The sequence below is a fragment of the Roseovarius sp. MBR-78 genome, assembly GCF_040547535.1.
GTDB lineage: Bacteria > Pseudomonadota > Alphaproteobacteria > Rhodobacterales > Rhodobacteraceae > Roseovarius.
Genome location: NZ_JBEPPX010000022.1, coordinates 38,403 through 56,534 on the forward strand (window position 1 = coordinate 38,403; position 18,132 = coordinate 56,534).

Annotated in this window: 17 protein-coding genes; 14 read left to right on the top strand and 3 right to left on the bottom strand. The window is 62.1% G+C overall.

The genetic code is table 11. The features are described from left to right. Window positions 1-60: 60 nt before the first annotated feature. The 6 genes from ABIE58_RS15685 (at window position 61) to ABIE58_RS15710 (ending at window position 8,506) form a co-directional block, all read left to right on the top strand. Window positions 61-1,536: an NAD-dependent succinate-semialdehyde dehydrogenase gene (locus tag ABIE58_RS15685; protein WP_354545647.1), complete on the top strand. Its 1,476-nt coding sequence runs from the start codon at window positions 61-63 to the stop codon at window positions 1,534-1,536. Between the two features lie 68 nt (window positions 1,537-1,604). Continuing rightward, window positions 1,605-2,975, top strand: coding sequence for an aspartate aminotransferase family protein (locus ABIE58_RS15690; RefSeq protein ID WP_354545680.1), 1,371 nt, complete (start codon window positions 1,605-1,607; stop codon window positions 2,973-2,975). A gap of 223 nt (window positions 2,976-3,198) precedes the next feature. After that, entirely contained in the window at window positions 3,199-4,302 is a 1,104-nt protein-coding gene (locus ABIE58_RS15695; protein ID WP_354545648.1) for an ABC transporter ATP-binding protein, read from the top strand. A 121-nt stretch (window positions 4,303-4,423) separates the two neighbouring features. Continuing rightward, window positions 4,424-5,539, top strand: a complete 1,116-nt coding sequence (locus ABIE58_RS15700) for an extracellular solute-binding protein (protein WP_354545649.1) — start codon at window positions 4,424-4,426, stop codon at window positions 5,537-5,539. Between the two features lie 105 nt (window positions 5,540-5,644). After that, window positions 5,645-7,312, top strand: a complete 1,668-nt coding sequence (locus ABIE58_RS15705) for an ABC transporter permease (RefSeq protein ID WP_354545650.1) — start codon at window positions 5,645-5,647, stop codon at window positions 7,310-7,312. Between the two features lie 12 nt (window positions 7,313-7,324). Next, window positions 7,325-8,506: an ABC transporter permease gene (locus ABIE58_RS15710; protein ID WP_354545651.1), complete on the top strand. Its 1,182-nt coding sequence runs from the start codon at window positions 7,325-7,327 to the stop codon at window positions 8,504-8,506. Between the two features lie 66 nt (window positions 8,507-8,572). Here the strand turns inward: ABIE58_RS15710 and ABIE58_RS15715 are convergent, their stop codons facing one another. From ABIE58_RS15715 to ABIE58_RS15725, 3 genes are all read right to left on the bottom strand, one after another. After that, entirely contained in the window at window positions 8,573-10,126 is a 1,554-nt protein-coding gene (locus tag ABIE58_RS15715; protein ID WP_354545652.1) for an alkaline phosphatase D family protein, read from the bottom strand. Between the two features lie 149 nt (window positions 10,127-10,275). After that, window positions 10,276-10,893, bottom strand: coding sequence for a TetR/AcrR family transcriptional regulator (locus ABIE58_RS15720; RefSeq protein WP_354545653.1), 618 nt, complete (start codon window positions 10,891-10,893; stop codon window positions 10,276-10,278). Between the two features lie 101 nt (window positions 10,894-10,994). Further along, window positions 10,995-11,150, bottom strand: a complete 156-nt coding sequence (locus tag ABIE58_RS15725) for a hypothetical protein (RefSeq protein WP_354545654.1) — start codon at window positions 11,148-11,150, stop codon at window positions 10,995-10,997. 165 nt (window positions 11,151-11,315) lie between these two features. Between ABIE58_RS15725 and mbfA the strand changes: the two genes are divergently transcribed. The 8 genes from mbfA to ABIE58_RS15765 all read left to right on the top strand — a co-directional run bounded on the left by mbfA (window position 11,316) and on the right by ABIE58_RS15765 (window position 18,099). Beyond that, a complete protein-coding gene (mbfA, locus tag ABIE58_RS15730; protein WP_354545655.1) occupies window positions 11,316-12,293 on the top strand; it encodes an iron exporter MbfA in 978 nt (325 codons plus the stop codon). Window positions 12,294-12,412: 119 nt separating this feature from the next. Next, window positions 12,413-13,147: a succinate dehydrogenase/fumarate reductase iron-sulfur subunit gene (locus ABIE58_RS15735; RefSeq protein WP_354545656.1), complete on the top strand. Its 735-nt coding sequence runs from the start codon at window positions 12,413-12,415 to the stop codon at window positions 13,145-13,147. Next, on the top strand, window positions 13,140-13,472 hold the full coding sequence (locus ABIE58_RS15740; RefSeq protein ID WP_354545657.1) for a succinate dehydrogenase: 333 nt from the start codon (window positions 13,140-13,142) through the stop codon (window positions 13,470-13,472). The genes ABIE58_RS15735 and ABIE58_RS15740 overlap by 8 nt, the downstream gene beginning before the upstream one ends. Beyond that, window positions 13,469-13,810, top strand: a complete 342-nt coding sequence (sdhC, locus tag ABIE58_RS15745) for a succinate dehydrogenase, cytochrome b556 subunit (RefSeq protein ID WP_354545658.1) — start codon at window positions 13,469-13,471, stop codon at window positions 13,808-13,810. Before ABIE58_RS15740 ends, sdhC begins: the two co-directional genes overlap by 4 nt. Next, complete coding sequence (locus ABIE58_RS15750) at window positions 13,810-15,564, top strand: L-aspartate oxidase (protein ID WP_354545659.1); 1,755 nt, start codon at window positions 13,810-13,812, stop codon at window positions 15,562-15,564. Before sdhC ends, ABIE58_RS15750 begins: the two co-directional genes overlap by 1 nt. Beyond that, complete coding sequence (locus ABIE58_RS15755) at window positions 15,561-16,475, top strand: hypothetical protein (RefSeq protein ID WP_354545660.1); 915 nt, start codon at window positions 15,561-15,563, stop codon at window positions 16,473-16,475. Before ABIE58_RS15750 ends, ABIE58_RS15755 begins: the two co-directional genes overlap by 4 nt. After that, a complete protein-coding gene (locus ABIE58_RS15760) occupies window positions 16,472-17,431 on the top strand; it encodes a fumarate hydratase (protein ID WP_354545661.1) in 960 nt (319 codons plus the stop codon). Before ABIE58_RS15755 ends, ABIE58_RS15760 begins: the two co-directional genes overlap by 4 nt. After that, window positions 17,428-18,099, top strand: coding sequence for a fumarate hydratase C-terminal domain-containing protein (locus ABIE58_RS15765; RefSeq protein WP_354545662.1), 672 nt, complete (start codon window positions 17,428-17,430; stop codon window positions 18,097-18,099). The genes ABIE58_RS15760 and ABIE58_RS15765 overlap by 4 nt, the downstream gene beginning before the upstream one ends. Window positions 18,100-18,132: the final 33 nt, after the last annotated feature.

An 18,132-nucleotide genomic window follows, 5' to 3' on the forward strand; every position in this document is an offset into this window, starting at 1 on the left:
GAAATCTCGGCCCCAACCTCTGTGCAGACAGTATATTTATCTGCGTGAAAGGAGGGCCAAATGTCTGATTCAGCGATCTGGACCCGCAACGGGATCACCGACACGCGCCTTGTGCGCAATTTTGCTTATGTGAACGGCAAATGGGTGGCGGGGGACGACAACGCCACGATTGCCGTGCGCAACCCCGCCGATGGCGCGGCGCTTGGCGATGTGGCCAGCCTCAGCGCCGATCAGGCGCGCGCGGCGGTGGATGCGGCGCAAGCGGCGTTCGACGACTGGGCGATGACCCTGCCGCAGGACCGGTCGGCCCTGCTGCGCCGCTGGTTCGACCTGATGATCGAACATAAGGAGGATCTTGCGCGCATCATGGTGCTGGAGCAGGGCAAACCCCTCTCGGAAGCGCGCGGCGAGATAGACTATGCGGCGAGCTTCGTGGAATATTACGCCGAGGAGGCCAAGCGCCCCAATATCGAGGGTGTGACCAGCCACCTGCCCGATGCCGAGGTCGAGCTGTGGTTGGAGCCGGTGGGCGTCGCTGCCCTCATCACCCCGTGGAATTTCCCCGCCGCGATGCTGACGCGCAAGGCGGCGGCGGCGATGGCGGCGGGCTGCACCGTGGTGGCGCATCCCTCGGGCGAGACGCCCTATTCGGCGCTGGCGCTGGCGGAACTGGCCGAGCGTGCGGGCATCCCGGAGGGTGTGTTCAACGTGGTCACGGGCCGCGCGCCGGTGATCGTGGAGCCGTGGACCCAAGACACCCGCGTGCGTGCGCTGAGCTTTACCGGATCGACCAATATCGGGCAGTTGCTCTATCGCCAATGCGCGGGGACGGTGAAGAAACTGGTGATGGAGCTTGGCGGACATGCGCCGGTGATCGTGTTCAAGAATGCCGATCTGGAAACCTCGGTGACGGAATCGATCAAGGCCAAGTTCGCCACCTCCGGGCAGGATTGCCTTGGCGCGAACCGCATCTATGTCGAGCGCGCGATCTATGACGAGTTCTGCCGCCGGTTCACCGAGGCGACGCAAAAGCTGACCCTCGGGCGCGGGATGGATGACCCGGATATCGGCCCGCTGATGAACGAGGGCGCGGTGCGCAAGCAGGAAGAGCATGTGGCCGATGCGCTCAAGCATGGTGCCAAGCTGGCCTGTGGCGGGCAGCGCGACGATCTCGGCCCACTCTTCTATCAGCCCACGGTGCTGACCGATGTGCCCGACGAGGCAGCGATCATGTGCGACGAGACCTTTGGCCCGGTGGCGGCGATCACACCCTTTGACACCGAGGACGAAGTTGTGCGCCGGGCGAACAACACCGAATACGGCCTCATCGCCTATCTGCACAGCCACGACCCGCGCCGCATCTACCGCATGACACGGGCGCTGCAATTCGGCATGGTGGCGGTCAACCGCACCAAGGTCACCGGCGCGCCCATCCCCTTTGGCGGGGTCAAGCAATCGGGGCTGGGCCGCGAAGGGGCGCGGCGCGGCATGGAGGAATTCATGGAGATCAAATACGTCTGCCGCGATTGGGCGTGACGGACAGGTCTTTGGATATTTTTGGCAAGATGAAGCTGGGGGCCAAGCCCCCGATGAAAGGAAAGACGATGCTGCGCAACGACCAACTCGATCAATGGGATCGCGAGAACTTCTTTCACCCCTCGACGCATCTGGCGCAATTCGCGCGTGGCGAGGCCCCGAACCGGGTGATCCGCACCGCAAGCGGTTGTCATATCGAGGATCGCGACGGCAACCGGCTGCTTGATGCCTTTGCCGGGCTTTACTGCGTCAACGTGGGTTACGGGCGTCAGGAGATTGCCGAGGCGATCGCCGATCAGGCGCGCGAACTGGCCTATTACCACGCCTATGTCGGCCACGGCACCGAGGCGTCGATCACGCTCGCGAAGATGATCATGGACCGCGCGCCCAAGGGCATGAGCAAGGTCTATTTCGGGCAGTCGGGGTCGGACGCAAACGAGACCAACATCAAGCTGATCTGGTATTACAACAACATCCTTGGCCGCCCCGAGAAGAAGAAGATCATCTCGCGCTGGCGCGGCTATCACGGCTCGGGGCTGATGACCGGTTCGCTTACGGGGCTGCACCTGTTCCACCAGAAATTCGATCTGCCGCTGGCGCAGGTGGTCCATACCGAGGCCCCGTATTATTTCCGCCGTGACAACCTCGATCAGACCGAAGAGCAATTCGTTGCGCATTGCGTGGCGGAGCTTGAGACGCTGATCGAACGCGAGGGTGCCGATACCATCGCCGCCTTCATCGGCGAGCCGGTGCTGGGCACCGGGGGTATCGTGCCGCCGCCCGCCGGATACTGGGCGGCGATTCAGGAGGTTCTGGCCCGGCACGACATCCTGCTGGTGGCCGACGAGGTGGTGACCGGCTTTGGCCGTCTCGGCACGATGTTCGGCTCCGAGCATTACGGGCTCAAGCCTGACCTCATCACCATCGCCAAGGGTCTGACCTCGGCCTATGCGCCGCTTTCGGGCAGCATCGTCAGCGACAAGATGTGGAAAGTGCTGGAGCAAGGCACCGACGAGAATGGCCCCATCGGCCATGGCTGGACCTATTCGGCCCATCCCATCGGGGCGGCGGCGGGGGTGGCCAACCTCAAGCTGCTCGATGATCTGAACCTGATCGCCAACAACCGCGAGGTGGGCGGCTATCTCAACCGGACCATGGCCGAGGCGCTCGGGCATCACCCGAACGTGGGCGAGGTGCGCGGCGAGGGGATGCTGTGCGCGGTGGAATTCGTCAAGGACAAGGACAGCCGCACCTTCTTTGACGCCGCCGACAAGATCGGGCCGAAGGTAGCCGCCGCGCTGGCCGAGGATCACGTGATCGGGCGCGCCATGCCGCAGGGCGATATTCTTGGCTTCGCGCCCCCCTTCTGCCTGACGCGCGAAGAGGCCGACGAGGTGGTGACCAAGACCGCCAAGGCGGTCAAATCCGTCCTCGGATAATCCCAGCCCCACATCTGCGGGCCGCCTGACCTCTCTCTGGCGGCCCTTTTTTCGGCAAAGAGTAAAGGACATTCGACTGAATTTGGCGATCTCGCGGTCAAATTGACCTTTGACGGCGTGAATCTGCGAAAAAGGGTCGTTGCTTACTTGCATCACTGAAAAATTGGCGTTTAGTCTGTGCCTAACGTGGAAAAATCCACGACATAAAAACAGGGAGCCTGCGTTGGCCGATACCGGAAACAACGATGCGTTCGTTGCCTTTGAGCGCGTGCAAAAGAGTTACGACGGCGAAACGCTTGTCGTGAAGGACCTCAACCTCTCGATGCCCAAGGGCGAGTTTCTGACGATGCTCGGGCCGTCTGGCTCTGGCAAGACGACATGTCTGATGATGCTCGCAGGCTTCGAGACCGCCACCCATGGCGAGATCAAGCTCGACGGGGTGAGTATCAACCACATCCCGCCGCACAAGCGCGGCATCGGCATGGTGTTTCAGAACTATGCACTGTTCCCCCACATGACCATCGCCGAGAATCTCAGCTTTCCGCTGGAGGTGCGCAAGATCGGCAAGTCGGACCGCGAGGCCAAGGTCAAGCGCGCGCTGGAAATGGTCGAGATGGGTGAGATGGGCGGGCGGCGCCCGGCGCAGCTATCGGGCGGGCAGCAGCAGCGCGCGGCGCTGGCACGCGCGCTCGTGTTCGAGCCGGAGCTGGTGCTGATGGATGAGCCGCTTGGCGCGCTCGACAAGCAGTTGCGCGAGAAGATGCAGTTCGAAATCACGCACCTAGCGCATAATCTGGGAATCACCACGGTTTACGTGACCCATGACCAGACCGAGGCGCTGACCATGTCGGACCGGGTGGCGGTGTTCAACGATGGCCGCATCCAGCAGATCGCGCCGCCGGACGAATTGTATGAAAGCCCGCAAAACAGCTTTGTCGCGCAGTTCATAGGCGAGAACAACACGCTCGAAGGCACGGTAAAAGAGATCAAGGACGGGCTTGCCCTCGTGCAGCTTGATGATGGTGGCCTGATTGATGCCAAGCCGGTGAACGTGGACAAGGCGGGCGACCGCACGCTGATTTCGATCCGCCCCGAGCGGGTGGAATTCAACCGCGAGCGGCTCAGCCCCGACGCCCATACGCTCAAGGCCGAGGTGCTCGAATTCATCTATATGGGCGATATCTTCCGCACGCGGCTTCGGGTGGCGGGATCGGAAGAGTTCATCATCAAGACACGCAACGCCCCCGATCAACGCCGCCTGCAACCGGGCGAGCAGATCGAGATCGGCTGGTTGCCCGACGATTGCCGCGCGCTCGACGCGACATGAGACGACAGCGATATTCGCGCGGGCGTTGAGCGCCTGCGCGGGTTGAGAGAGGCCCCGGATGTTTCCACCCGTGACACGGGGCCCATTCACCAAAACGGGACCAAAAACTGGGAGTATGTTCATGAGACTCACGAAAACCCTGCTGGCGACAACGGCCCTGACCGTCGCGGCCGGCGTATCTGCAACCGCACAGGACATGGCCGACAGCATGACGCTCGTATCGTGGGGCGGTGCCTATCAGGACAGCCAGCTCAAGGCCTATGTAGAGCCCTACCTGGCCGCCAATCCCGGCGTCAGCGTCACCTGGGACGAAAGTTCTGCCGAGGCCGTGGCCAAGATGCGCGCCATGACCGAGGCCGGCAATGTGACCTGGGATCTGGTTGACGCGGTGGCCTCGGATGCGATGCGCCTGTGTGACGAGGGCCTCGCGATGGAGCTCGATCACGACGAGGTTCTGGCCGCCGCGCCCGATGGCACCCCGGCCAGCGAGGACTTTGGCGACCTGATCGTGAGCGATTGCTTCGTGCCGCAGATCGTCTACTCGACCACCTTCGGCTATCGCACCGACATGGTGCCCGAGGGCACCGAGCCGCCCGACAGCGTGTGCGACGTGTTCGATCTCGAAACCTATCCCGGCAAGCGTGCGCTGCAAAAGCGCCCGATCGACAACATGGAATGGGCGCTTTACTGCGACGGCGTGGCCAAGGACGATCTCTATGACGTTCTGGGCACCGATGAGGGCGTTGAGCGCGCATTGGCCAAGCTCGACACGATCAAGGATCAGGTGGTCTGGTGGTCGGCTGGCGCGGAAACCCCGCAGCTTCTGGCCGATGGCGAGGTCTTCATGGGCTCGACCTATAACGGGCGTCTCTTTTCGGCCATCGCCGAGCAGGATCAGCCGATCGACATGATGTGGGATATGCAGTCCTTCGACCTTGACGGCTGGGTTGTTCCCGCCGGTCTGCCCGAGGACCGTCTGGCCCGTGTCATGCACTTCCTCAAGTTCGCGACCGACACGCAGCGTCTTGCCGATCAGGCGGCCTATATCTCTTACGGCCCGGCGCGTGCCTCCTCGGCGCCGCTGGTGGGCAAACATGCGGAACTGGGCATCGAGATGGCCCCGCATATGCCGACCGATCCGGCCAACGCGACCAACCCCCATATCTATGACTACGAATGGTGGGCGGATAACCGCGACGATCTGGACGCCAAGTTCCAGGCATGGCTGGCGCAATAAGCGCGGCTACACGATCCGGAGGGGGCCCGCGCGGCCCCCTTCGACACCTGACCACCGGGCACCAGACCCAGGGTTCAATAACCAGATTTGTCCGACGGGGATGACATGAGCGATACCACCGACACCGGCCCGGTGCTTGCCGCCGACGGCACGCCGCTGAAGCGCAGCCTCAGACGCGCCCTGCGCGCCCAGAAGATGCGCGCGCTCGCACTGATCGCGCCCTTGCTGATTTTCGTCATGGTCGCCTTTATCGCGCCCATTGCGGACATGCTTTTCCGCTCGGTTGAGAACCAGATCGTCGGCAACACGCTGCCGATGACGGTCGAGGAATTGCGCGACTGGGATGGCGAGGATGTGCCTGACGAGCAGGTGTTTCGCGCGATGTTTTTCGATCTGTTCCTCGCCGCCGAGGCCAAGGAACATACCAAGCTCGGCAGCCGCCTGAACTATGAGGAAAGCGGCGTGTCGTCGCTCTTTCGCACGACGGGCCGCGACGTGGATGACATGGGCGAGGTCTTTCAGGACGCGCTCAAGGAGATCAACCCCCAATTTGATGACGCGCAATTCTGGTTTGACATGATGTCGGGCGGCGCGGGTGCCGAGGGCAACGCGCGCCTTATGTCCAACCAGATCGGGCGGCTGGAGCAACTTGAGGCCTCGACATTTTCCGGCGATGTGGGCTTTGTTCCCGGTGCCGCGATTTCCGATATCCTGCCCAATACCGCGCGGGCCTACGCGGCCTTTGCCGCCTTCACCCATTTCATTGACGAGGATGTGATCGCCGAGGAAAAACCCTGGGAGGCGGTCCATGCCGCGCTCGCGGTTGATCTGGAGGATTCCGGCACGGCGGCGGCGCTGGCAGCCTATGACGGGCCCGGCACGGATGCGCTACGCCAGGCTGCGGCGGCAGAACTGCCCCCGATCGACATGAAGGCCGCCTTTATCGACTCCAACAAGGACTGGAACCGGATCGAATACTGGGAGGTCATCAAAACCTATTCGCCGCCCTACACGACCGGCTATTTCCTCAATGCCGTGGACATGGAAAAGACCACCGAAGGTATCGCCCTGCGCAGCGACGACGAGCGCATCTATGGCATCCTCTTCAAGCGCACGATGTTCATGTCGCTGATGATTACCTTCAGCTGCATCTTGCTGGGCTATCCGGTGGCGTGGATTCTCGCCAACCTGCCCGCGCGCAAGGCCAACCTTCTGATGATCCTCGTGCTGCTGCCGTTCTGGACCTCGCTTCTGGTGCGCACCAGCGCGTGGAAGGTGATGTTGCAGCAACAGGGCGTCATCAACGATACGCTCGTATGGCTCGGCCTTGTCGCGGATGAGAGCCGCCTGGTGATGATCAACAACCAGTTCGGCACCATCGTGGCGATGACGCATATCCTGCTGCCGTTCATGATCCTGCCGATGTATTCGGTGATGCAGACCATCCCGCCCGCCTATCTGCGCGCGGCGAAATCGCTGGGCGCAACCAACTGGACGGCGTTCTGGCGGGTCTATTTCCCGCAATCGGTGCCGGGTATCGGCGCAGGCTCGATCCTCGTCTTCATCCTCGCCATCGGCTATTACATCACGCCCGAGATCGTCGGCGGCACCACTGGCACGTTCATCTCGAACCGGATCGCCTATCATATCTCGACCTCGCTTAATTGGGGTCTGGCGGCGGCGCTCGGCTCTATCCTGCTGGCGGTCGTGCTGATCCTCTACTGGGCCTATGACAAGATTGTCGGCATCGACAACGTAAAGCTGGGGGGCTGAGCCATGAGCGCGATGACACTCACACCGATCGAGAAGAAACCGCTCTCATTCGCGCTGCCGACCATCGGCGCGGCGGGGGGGGGTGCGGGCCTGTTCGTGGGCACGGCGCATGGCTCCGGCCTGATGGGGATCGCGGTCGGGGCCGTGGTGCTGATGGTGCTGGGTTTTGTCGCCTTGCAGATCCTCGGGCCGGGCGTGGAAAAGCCCGTGCGCTGGGGCGTCATCGCCCTCTCTACCGTGGCGGGCGTGATGCTGGCAGGCGTGCCGGGCTTTGTTCTGGGGGGGCTTTTCGGCTGGTTTTTTGCCTTCTTCATCTATTGGATCGGCGAGGGGCGCTATCGCGCCAACCTCGCGCCCTACCTAACGAGCGGGCAGGTGCTCTGGCATTATGCGTTCCGTGTGCTCTGCGGTGCGATCTTCGTGTTCCTCATCACGCCGATCCTGGTGGTCATGCCGCTCAGCTTCAACGCCGAGAATTTCTTTACCTTCACGCCGGAAATGCTGCGCTTTGACCCCGCAGGCTATAGCCTCAAGCATTACCGGGATTTCTTCACTTCCGACGGCTGGCAGCAGGCGCTGCGCAATTCGCTGGCCATCGCGCCGGTGGCAACGCTCCTGTCGGTCAGTTTCGGCACGCTGGCGGCGATTGGCCTGAGCTCGGAACATGTGCCGTTCCGCCGCGCGATCATGGCGGTCCTGATTTCGCCGATGATCGTGCCGCTGATCATCTCGGCGGCGGGGATGTATTTCTTCTACAGCCGCATCGGCTTGCAGGGGACCTATTTCGGCGTGGTGCTGGCCCATGCAGCGCTTGGCATTCCCTTTGTCATCATCACCGTGACGGCAACGCTTGTGGGGTTTGACCGCTCGCTTACGCGCGCGGCGGCCAATATGGGCGCGAACCCGGTGACGACATTCTTTCGCGTGCAGATGCCGCTTATCCTGCCCGGTGTGATCTCGGGCGGCCTCTTCGCCTTCATCACCTCGTTTGACGAGGTGGTGGTGGTGCTCTTTGTCGGCTCCGCCAATCAACAGACCCTGCCGTGGCGCATGTTCACCGGCCTGCGCGAGCAGATCAGCCCGACGATCCTCGCGGTGGCGACGATCCTGGTGGGGATTTCCATCGTGCTGCTGATAACGCTCGAGATGCTGCGCCGCCGGTCCGAGCGGCTGCGCGGGATGAGTCCGGGTTGATCAGCCCCGCGACAAAGACGAAAGGGCGGCCCGCAAGGACCGCCCTTTGTTATTGCCCAATCCCGATCAGATCGCCGATGTCAGCACCGGATCAAGGGTGATTTTCCAAAGCTCGGTATCGGCGCGATCCATCAGGCGCACGGTCATCTGTTGTGTGGCGCCGTCGATATCGACCAATCCGAAGAATTGCAGCCCCATGCTCGGCGGCAGGTTCTGGCCCTGCTCGGCGCTCGGGCCCTTGACGAATTTCACCTCGGGGCCAAAGGTGGCATCGAGATCGTTCGGCCCGAACGTGCCCGCATGCAGCGGACCGGAGACGAATTCCCAGAACGGGGCGAAATCCTGAAACTGCGCCTTTTCGGGGTTGTAGTAATGCGCGGCGGTGTAATGCACATCGGCGGTGAACCAGACCGTGTTGGTGATGCCTGCGGTCTTGATGAAGCGCAGGAACTCCGCCAGTTCAAGCTCGCGGCCACGGGCCGGGCCATTGTCGCCATTGGCAAAGGCCTCTTGCCCGCCGCCGACCACAAGGCCAAGCGGCATGTCAGAGGCGATCACCTTCCATGTCGCGCTTGATTGCGCCAGTTCGCGCTTCAGCCAGGCCATCTGTTCGGCCCCGATGATGCGCGATGCATCGCTCAGCGTGTCTTGCATGTTCTCGCTGTTGGGGCCGCGATAGCTGCGCAGATCGAGGAAGAACACATCCAGCATCGGCCCATAGGCGATCTTGCGATAGACGCGGCCCGGCTCGGCGGGGGTAAAGCGGATCGGGGTCATTTCGTGGAAGGCGCGGCCAGAGCGAGCGGCCAGAACGTGAATGGATTTCTCGCTATAGCGCGCATCCTCGCTCAGATCCTTGGAGGCGGACCAGTTGTTGATCACCTCGTGATCATCCCATTGCACGAACATCGGCACCTGCGCATTGAGCGCGCGCACATGCTCATCCATCATATTGTATTTCCATTGGCCGCGAAATTCATCGAGCGTTTCGGCCACCTTGCGCTTTTCGTCGATCAGCGTGGTATTCTTCCAGATGATCGCGCCATCTTTTTCGACCTCATCGACCATCGCGCCATCGGCATAGATCGTGTCGCCCGAATGCAGAAAGAAATCGGGGGTATGCTTGGCCATCGTGCTGTAGGTGAACATGCCGTCATCGTCGATGCCCCAGCCCTGACCGGCGGTATCCCCCGACCAGGCAAAGCGGATCGAGCGGCGGCCTGCGGGCGCGGTGCGGAAATGGCCGACAATCGGCTCGCTGACCGCGTTTACATCCGCAAGGTCGCTGGCAACGAAGCGGTAAAAGATATCCTGGTCGGCGGGCAGGCCCTCGACCAGCCGCTTGACCGCCAGATCGCTGTCGGGCAGCGCGTTGAGCGGCGCAAGACTGCGGGCGTTGGCAAAGCTTTCGGTGGTCGAGACCTCCATCGCGACGCGCGCCGGGCGATCCGTGCGCGTCCAGATCATGCCCGAGGACATATCGACATCGCCCGATTGCACGCCATGGGTAAAGACCGGGCGCGACGATGCGCGGCTGAGCGAGGGCATGGCAAGCGTGGTGGCAAAAGCGGCACCAGAGGCAAGGACCGCACGGCGGCTGGGACGAAGCAATCTGGACATGGCTGTTCCTTTCGGTTCGGACTGAACGGTGAGGACGCCAATTTCGGGCGATTGCGTAATGACCCTGTGTAGGGTTCTTGAAACCTCGGCGACGTTTTTGTGACCGTTTGCACAAGGCTTGCCGAGCACCGTAGCAGCGGTCTGGGCGCTCAGGCGCGGTAGCGGGCGAGGAACATCTCCACCGCGCCGTTGGTGACATGCGCGATATCGGCATCGCTGGGCGCATCGCACAGGCCGCACAGCGCGCGGATGAACAGATCGCCCTTGCACAGCTCGATGAACTGATCGGCGGCAAGGTCTATATCGTCGATGCAGAGCGCGCCGCGCTCGATGTAAACGGTGAGCAGAAACCGCAGCCTGTCGCGCGCAAGCGCCGGACCGGAGGCGTAGAACCTGCGCCCCAATTCGGGGAAGCGGTGCGATTCCGCCACGCAGATGCGAAACACCTGCTGTCCGAAATCCGAAAGATAGAACCGCAGGATGCGATCCGCGACCTCGCGCAAGAGCGTCTCGACCGGCTGGTTCAGGTCAAAGGCGTCGATTGCCTCGTCGGCTTGCCGGTTGCATTCGAGGCGCGCCACCTCGGAAAACAGCAGCCGCTTGTCGGGGAAATAGCTATAGAGCGTCGCCTTGGAGACCTGCGCCTCGCGCGCGATCTCGTCCACGCTCGCGCCCTCGAACCCGTCGCGCATAAACACGCGCCGCGCCCCGTCAAGCACCTGGTCGAACTTGCGGCCCTTCTTGATTTCGGCGGCTTGTGCCGTCATCGTGTCCCTCCCGGCAGGTCCGGTCAGTCTATTCGGGGCAGGACAGCATCCGCAAGCACATCTGCGTGGCCGCGGGCCGCAAGGCGCGGCCCGCGACAGGGTTACTTGTTGATTCCGGTCGTTCCCTGGGTCACCGGTTGCGGGGCCGGCTCGGGATAGGTGATCGTCGGGGTGAGGCTGTCCATGGTGATGCTGAAGGCCTGCGCCGGGGCGGCAAGCGTGAGGATGATGGCAAGGGCGGTAAGAACATGTTTCATGGTTTCGATCCCATCTGAACTGTTTCGTTCAGTTGTAATTAAACAGATCGGTTTACTTGTCAAGCCCCATGTGAACGCTTCAGTTTAGTTTTCTTGCCGATTGCTTCTTGCTTGAATTACCCTCTGCACTTGATACATTAGAACCATTCTAACATAGAGTTGCCCATGATCCCCTCCATCTCCTCCCGCCGCCGCTTTACCGACCTGTCAGAGCAGCAAGTGCTCGCGCTTGCGATCTCTTCAGAGGAGGACGACGCGCGCATCTACCGCTCCTACGGCGAAATGTTGCGCGACGATTACCCCGACACTGCCGCCATTTTCGACGGAATGGCCGCCGAGGAAGACCGCCACCGGCAGCGCCTGATCGACCTGCACAGCCGCCGCTTTGGCGATGTCATCCCGCTCATCCGGCGCGAACACGTGGCCGGGTTTTACGCACGCCGCCCGGTCTGGCTTGTGGAAAACCTCGGGATCGAGCGTATCCGCGACGAGGCCGAGGCGATGGAGCGCGACGCCGAAGCCTTCTATCTCAAGGCAGCCCAACGCAGCAGCGATCCCGCCACGCGCAAGCTTCTGGGGGATCTGGCGGCGGCCGAGGCGGGGCATCAGGCCCGCGCAGGCGCACTCAAGGAAGAGCATCTCGATGATGATGCGCTCGCGGCCGAGAGCCGCACCGCCAAGCGCCAATTCGTGCTGACATGGGTTCAGCCGGGGCTGGCGGGGCTGATGGATGGATCGGTGTCCACCCTCGCGCCCATCTTCGCCACCGCCTTTGCCACGCAGGATACCTGGACCACCTTTCTCGTCGGTCTCGCCGCGAGTGTCGGCGCGGGTATCTCGATGGGCTTTACCGAGGCCGCAAGCGACGATGGAGAGCTTTCGGGCCGCGGCAGCCCGCTCAAGCGCGGCGTGGCCTCGGGCGTGATGACGACGGTGGGGGGGCTGGGCCATGCCCTGCCCTATCTCATTCCCGATTTCTGGACTGCGACGATCATCGCCTTCGTTGTGGTGTTCATCGAGCTTTGGGCGATCGCCTGGATTCAGAACCGCTACATGGAAACCCCGTTCTTTCGCGCGGCGTTTCAGGTGGTTCTCGGCGGCGCGCTGGTCTTTGCCGCCGGGGTGCTGATCGGCAGCGGATAGCGGGTTGGGCAGGGAAATCTGAAAGCCGGGCTATCACAAAAGGTAAACATTAATTCCTTTTGGTTAGCTGCACTGTTAAATATAACCGTGGTCATCATCCCGAACCTTCGAGGACCGACGTGACCACCACGCCCGACAGATTGACCGTCACCGTGCAGCGCGGCACCACGGGCGCGATCCGCCACGAGACATTCGACGTGCCCGCCTATGAGAACCAGACCGTTCTCGACGTGGTGACGTGGATTCAGCAGATGGCCGATCCGACGCTCAGCTACCGCTTTGCCTGCCGGGTTGGGATGTGCGGCTCTTGCGCGATGATGGTCAACGGCGTGCCGCGATGGACCTGCCGGACGCATGTCAAGAAGGTGGCAGAGGGTGGCCAGCTTGATATCGCGCCGCTGCGCAACCTGCCTGTCATCAAGGATCTGGCCGCCGACATGGACCCGTTTTTCGACAAATGGGTCGCGGCAGAGGCGCGGTTGCATCCCGCTTCTGGGCGCGATGACGCGTTCGACCCGGTCACATCGAAGGAACCCGCCCGCGCCGAGGCCGACCTAGGTATCGAATGCATCAATTGTGGCATCTGCTATGCCGCCTGCGATACCGTGACAGGCAATCCCGATTACCTCGGCCCCGCCGCGCTGCAACGGGCGTGGACCCTGCTCAACGACAGCCGCGACGCGGACCGCGACGGCATTCTGGCCGCCGTCTCGGGCAAGGGCGGCTGTCACAACTGCCATTCCATGGGCAGTTGCGCGCAATATTGCCCCAATGATCTCAACCCGATGCGCGCCATCGCGGGGCTGAAGCGCGAGACGGTGCGCGCCGCGTGGGGGCGCAAGCGCGATGCTTGATCTCAGGCTTTACATGGCGCAACGGCTCAGCGCGCTGGTGATGGTGCCGCTGGTGATAGGCCATATCGCGGTGATGATTTACGCGATAAGGGGCGGGCTTTCGACAGCGGAAATCCTTGGCCGCACGCAGGGCAGCCTGTTGTGGTTCCTGTTCTACGGGGCCTTTGTCGTGGCGGTCTCGGTCCATGCCGCCATCGGGTTGCGCGTGATCGCGCATGAATGGGGTGGGCTGCGGGGGCGGGGGCTCGATTGGCTCATGTGGGGCGTGGGTGCGGGGCTTCTGGCCTTGGGCGCGCGTGCCGTGCTCGCGGTGACACTGCTATGAAACAGCCGCCCCGTGCGCATCCGCTCTGGCTCGCCTTCCTGCTTCACCGCCTTTCGGGGCTGGCGCTGGCGCTCTTTCTGCCCGCGCATCTGTGGCTCTTGTCAAAGGCTATCGCGTCGCCCGCCACGCTTGACGGCTTCCTGACATTCGCCGAGCAGCCGCTGGTGAAACTCGCCGAATTTGGGCTGGTCTTCCTGCTCGCCGTCCACATGGGCGGGGGCGTGCGTCTGTTGGCGCTGGAATTCCTGCCGTGGTCGGACCGGCAGAAGAGCTTTGCCGCCCTAGCCATCGGCGCGGCGCTGTTCCTGTCGGCCACATTTTTCCTGAGGGCGATCTGATGACCAATATCGACCGGCACGATACCGATATCCTCATCATCGGCACTGGCGGCGCGGGGCTTTTCGCGGCGCTGCACGCGCAGCAATCGGCCCCCCCCGGCACGCGCATCACCATTGCCGTCAAGGGCCTCATTGGCAAATGCGGCTGCACCCGGATGGTGCAGGGCGGCTATAACGTGGCCTTGGGCGGCGGTGACACGGTCGAGCGGCATTTCATGGACACGATCCAGGGCGGTAAATGGCTGCCCAATCAGGATATGGCGTGGAAGCTCTGCGAACAGGCGGTGGTGCGCATCCACGAATTGGAAAACGAGATCGGCTGCTATTTCGACCGCAACCCCGATGGCACCCTGCATCAAAAGGCCTTTGCCGGGCAGACCGCCGACCGCACCGTCCACAAGGGCGATCTGACGGGCATCGAGATCATCAGCCGCTTGATGGAGCAGGTTCTGGCGCGACCTGTGGACAAGCTACAGGAACACCGCGCCATCGGCTTGATCCCGACGCGGGATGGCAGCGCCTTGGCCGGTGTGCTCTTCATCGACATGCGCACGGGCGGGTTCCGGCTGGTGCGCGCCAAGACGGTGCTGATGGCCACCGGCGGCGGCCCGACCATGTATAAATACAACACCCCCTCGGGCGACAAGACGATGGATGGCCTTGCCATGGCGCTGCGCGCGGGGCTGGAACTCCGCGATATGGAAATGGTGCAGTTTCACCCCACGGGCCTTTTGGCGGGCGATCACACGCGGATGACCGGCACGGTGCTGGAAGAGGGCTTGCGCGGCGCGGGCGGGCAGTTGCTGAACGGCGCGGAAAACCGCTTCATGTTCGAGTATGACCCAAAGGGCGAGCGCGCCACCCGCGACGTGGTCAGCCGTGCGATCTATGCCGAAATGCGCAAGAACAACACCTCAGAAAATGGCGGTGTGTTCATCTCGATGGCGCATCTTGGCCCCGACCATGTGCGCGCGAAATTCCCCGGCATGGTCAAGCGCTGCGCCGACAGCGGCTTTGATCTCGCCGGTGGCCTCGTCGAGGTGGTGCCGACCGCGCATTACTTCATGGGCGGCGTGGTGGTCGATCCCGATACCCGCACGGCGATGGAGGGGCTTTACGTGGCGGGCGAGGACGCGGGCGGCGCGCATGGCTCCAATCGCCTCGGCGGCAATGGTGTGGCCAATTCCACCGTTTATGGCGGGGTGGCGGGCGATGTGATGGGCCGCGATATCCGGGGCATGGGCGCGCTGCGCGATCCCTGCCCCGAGGTGCTCAGGGCTGAGGTGAGCCGCGCCCTGCACCCGCTCACGCGCAAGCCGGGCCTCGTGCAGCCGATGCGCCACGCCCTGCAAGAGGCGATGTGGGAGGATGTGGGCGTGATGCGCAATGCCACCGGAATGGAGCGGGGGTTGACCCGCATCGCCGGGATCTCAACCGAGTTGATGGAGGTGGGCGTGGCAGACGATGACCTCGCCTTTAACCTCACATGGCATGACTGGCTGAATCTGCGCTCGCTTTGTGATATATCTGGGGCGATCACGCTGGCCGCGCTCGCCCGCGAAAACTCTCGCGGGGCGCATTACCGCGAGGATTTCCCCGAGACGGGCGATCTCGACGCGTCCTATTTCACCGTGGTCACGCAAACCGGCGAGGTGCTGGATGTGCGCCGCGACCCGGTCCAATTCACCCGCGTGCGTCCGGGCGAGACGATCCTGCCCGAGGGCGCGCCCGAAACACTGGTGGCAGCACAATGAAGAATGATTTCAAAGCGTCAGAAATTGAGAACATGTCCTCTGATGAGAAACGGGAATTTGCAGCTAGTTGGTTTCGTACGTTTCATGACGATCCAGTGAATGAGATGCCTTGGGTAGAAGGGGAGTATTTTTATCCCTATGGTGGGCCGTATTATGCATCGGAGGTTCTTTATGATCATTTTGACGGGATTTTGAGCGACGAAGAAATTGAACGAGTTGTAAGTGAACTAGAATCTGACGGAGTGATGGAATGGGCACCTGCTGGCAACCATCCTGATCAAATCCAAGCTTATGAAGATTACGTGCAGTCAGAATCTGAATGGTTGCGCAAGCATTCAGCCGTTCAAGAGGCAGAAAATGCACTGCTAGAACTCTCGGAAATGGCATATGTTAATAGGCATGCGGAGCCAGACACACTCATACTCCGAATGATCTTTGTCCAGTGTTGGTCGGTGTTAGAAGGATTCTCTTTAAACATATTGAAAAAACATGTTTTTGAAGAAGAAGCGGTTAGGAAACGTGTTGTGGAAGAAATTCCATGTATTAGAAACCGTAAATTCTCCGTCAAAGAAATACAAGACAAGATCGACCCTGTGCAAGACGCTATATTCGAGCACTTTGAAACTAGGTCATTCCACAACTCTGCGATCATAAAAATGTTTCTCCAAGCAGCTTTTGGAGAATTCGAAAGCGCCGCTATCGATATTAAGACTGAATTGGCAACTATTAGAAATCTCGCGCCAAAACGGCACGATTGTGTGCATCGTAATGGAAAGACAGTTGAGGATGCTCCCACCGGTGTTGATTACAACGACGTGGAATCTCTGATTGGCGCGTCAAGAAGTTTTGTGGCCAAAACTGGGGCGTTAGTTGCTCGCGAGCTTTATAAGCAAGAGGGTGTGGCACAATGATCCCCATCGACGTGATAGAACGCACCGCCGAGACGCTGATGGACAAGGCGGCGATCGAGATTCCCGACGACTACCTCGCCGGGCTGCAACACGCCGCCGAGACCGAGGATGGCGATCTGTCCTCTTTCGTGCTGCAAGCCATGCTCGAAAATTACAAGGCCGCCAAGGAGGACCGCCGCGCCATGTGCGGCGATACCGGCTGTCCGCGCTGGTATGTGAAGATGGGCAACGAGACGCAGATCGAGGGCGGGCCGGTGGCATTGGAGGCCGCGCTCCGCCGCGCCACGGCGCAGGCCACCGACGGCGTGCCGCTGCGGCCCAACCGCGTGCATCCGCTCTGGCGCACCGATCACAATAACAACGTCGGCATCGGCGCGCCGGAAATCGAATACGGGTATGAGCCGGGGGGCGAGTGGATCGACCTTATCACCGTGCACAAGGGGGGGCTCTTCGGCACCGATTACCGGATGCTGTTCCCCTCCGACGGGATCGAGGGGATCAAGCGGTTTTATCTCGACAGCCTCGTGGCCTTTGGCAAACGCGGCCTTGCCTGTCAGCCCGCGATCATCGGCATTGGCCTCGGGGGCTCCAAGGATACCTGCATGGTGCTGGGCAAGCGCGCCGCCTGCCTGCGCGTGGTGGGTAGCGAGAACCCCGATCCCAGGATCGCCGCGCTGGAGCAGGAATTCAAGGATCTGGGCAATTCCATCGGCATGGGCGCGATGGGCTTTATCGGCAAGAACATGGTCGTCGATTGCCATATAGAGGTGGGCTATTGCCATACCGGCGGAATGCAGATGTCGGTGCACGCCTTTTGCCTGTCGTCCCGGCGCGCGGTGGCGCGTGTCTACGCGGATGGGCGGGTGGAATATCGCACCGATCCCGACTGGTTCACCCCCTATCAGCGGCGCGAGACGGTCGAGTGGCCGGGCACGGCACAGGAGGCCGCCGAATGACCAGACCCCGTGAAATCCGCCTCAGCACGACGCCGACACCCGAGGCGCTGGCCGAACTGCGCCTCGGCGATATCGTCTATCTCGACGGGCTGCTCTATACCGCGCGCGAAGGCGTGTATAAACGCGCGCTGGAGGAGCAGGCCAATATCCCGATGGAATTGCCCCGCGAGAGCGCGGCAAATTTCCATTGCTCGCCTGCCGCGGCGATCCGCTCTGACGGCAGCTTTGACATGGGCGCGGTGACGGCGACGGCCTCTTTCCGCTTTGCCAAGTGGCTGCCGGAGTGGATGGCCAAGACCGGCGCGCGCCTCATCATCGGCAAGGGCGGCATGTCGTCGAAGGACTACAAGGCCTATTTCGTGCCCAATGGTGCGATCTACCTCTCGACCGTGGGCTATGGCACCGGTGCTCTTCTGGGGCGCGGAATCGAGAAGGTCGAGGCGGTGCATTGGCGCGACGAATTGGGCCTCGCGCAGGCGATGTGGGTGATCCGTTGCAAGAAGATGGGGCCGTTCATCGTCGCCTCGGATCTCGAGGGCAATTGCCTCTTCGAACGCGAGAATGCCAAGATCGCGCCGAACCTCGCGCGCGTCTACGAGGGCACGCGCCCCGCCACGCTCAAACGCTATGGCGAGACCGATGACCGCTCTGACGAGGTGATCGGGTAAAGCCGTTGCGCTCGCAGCAACTGTCCTGTTCTG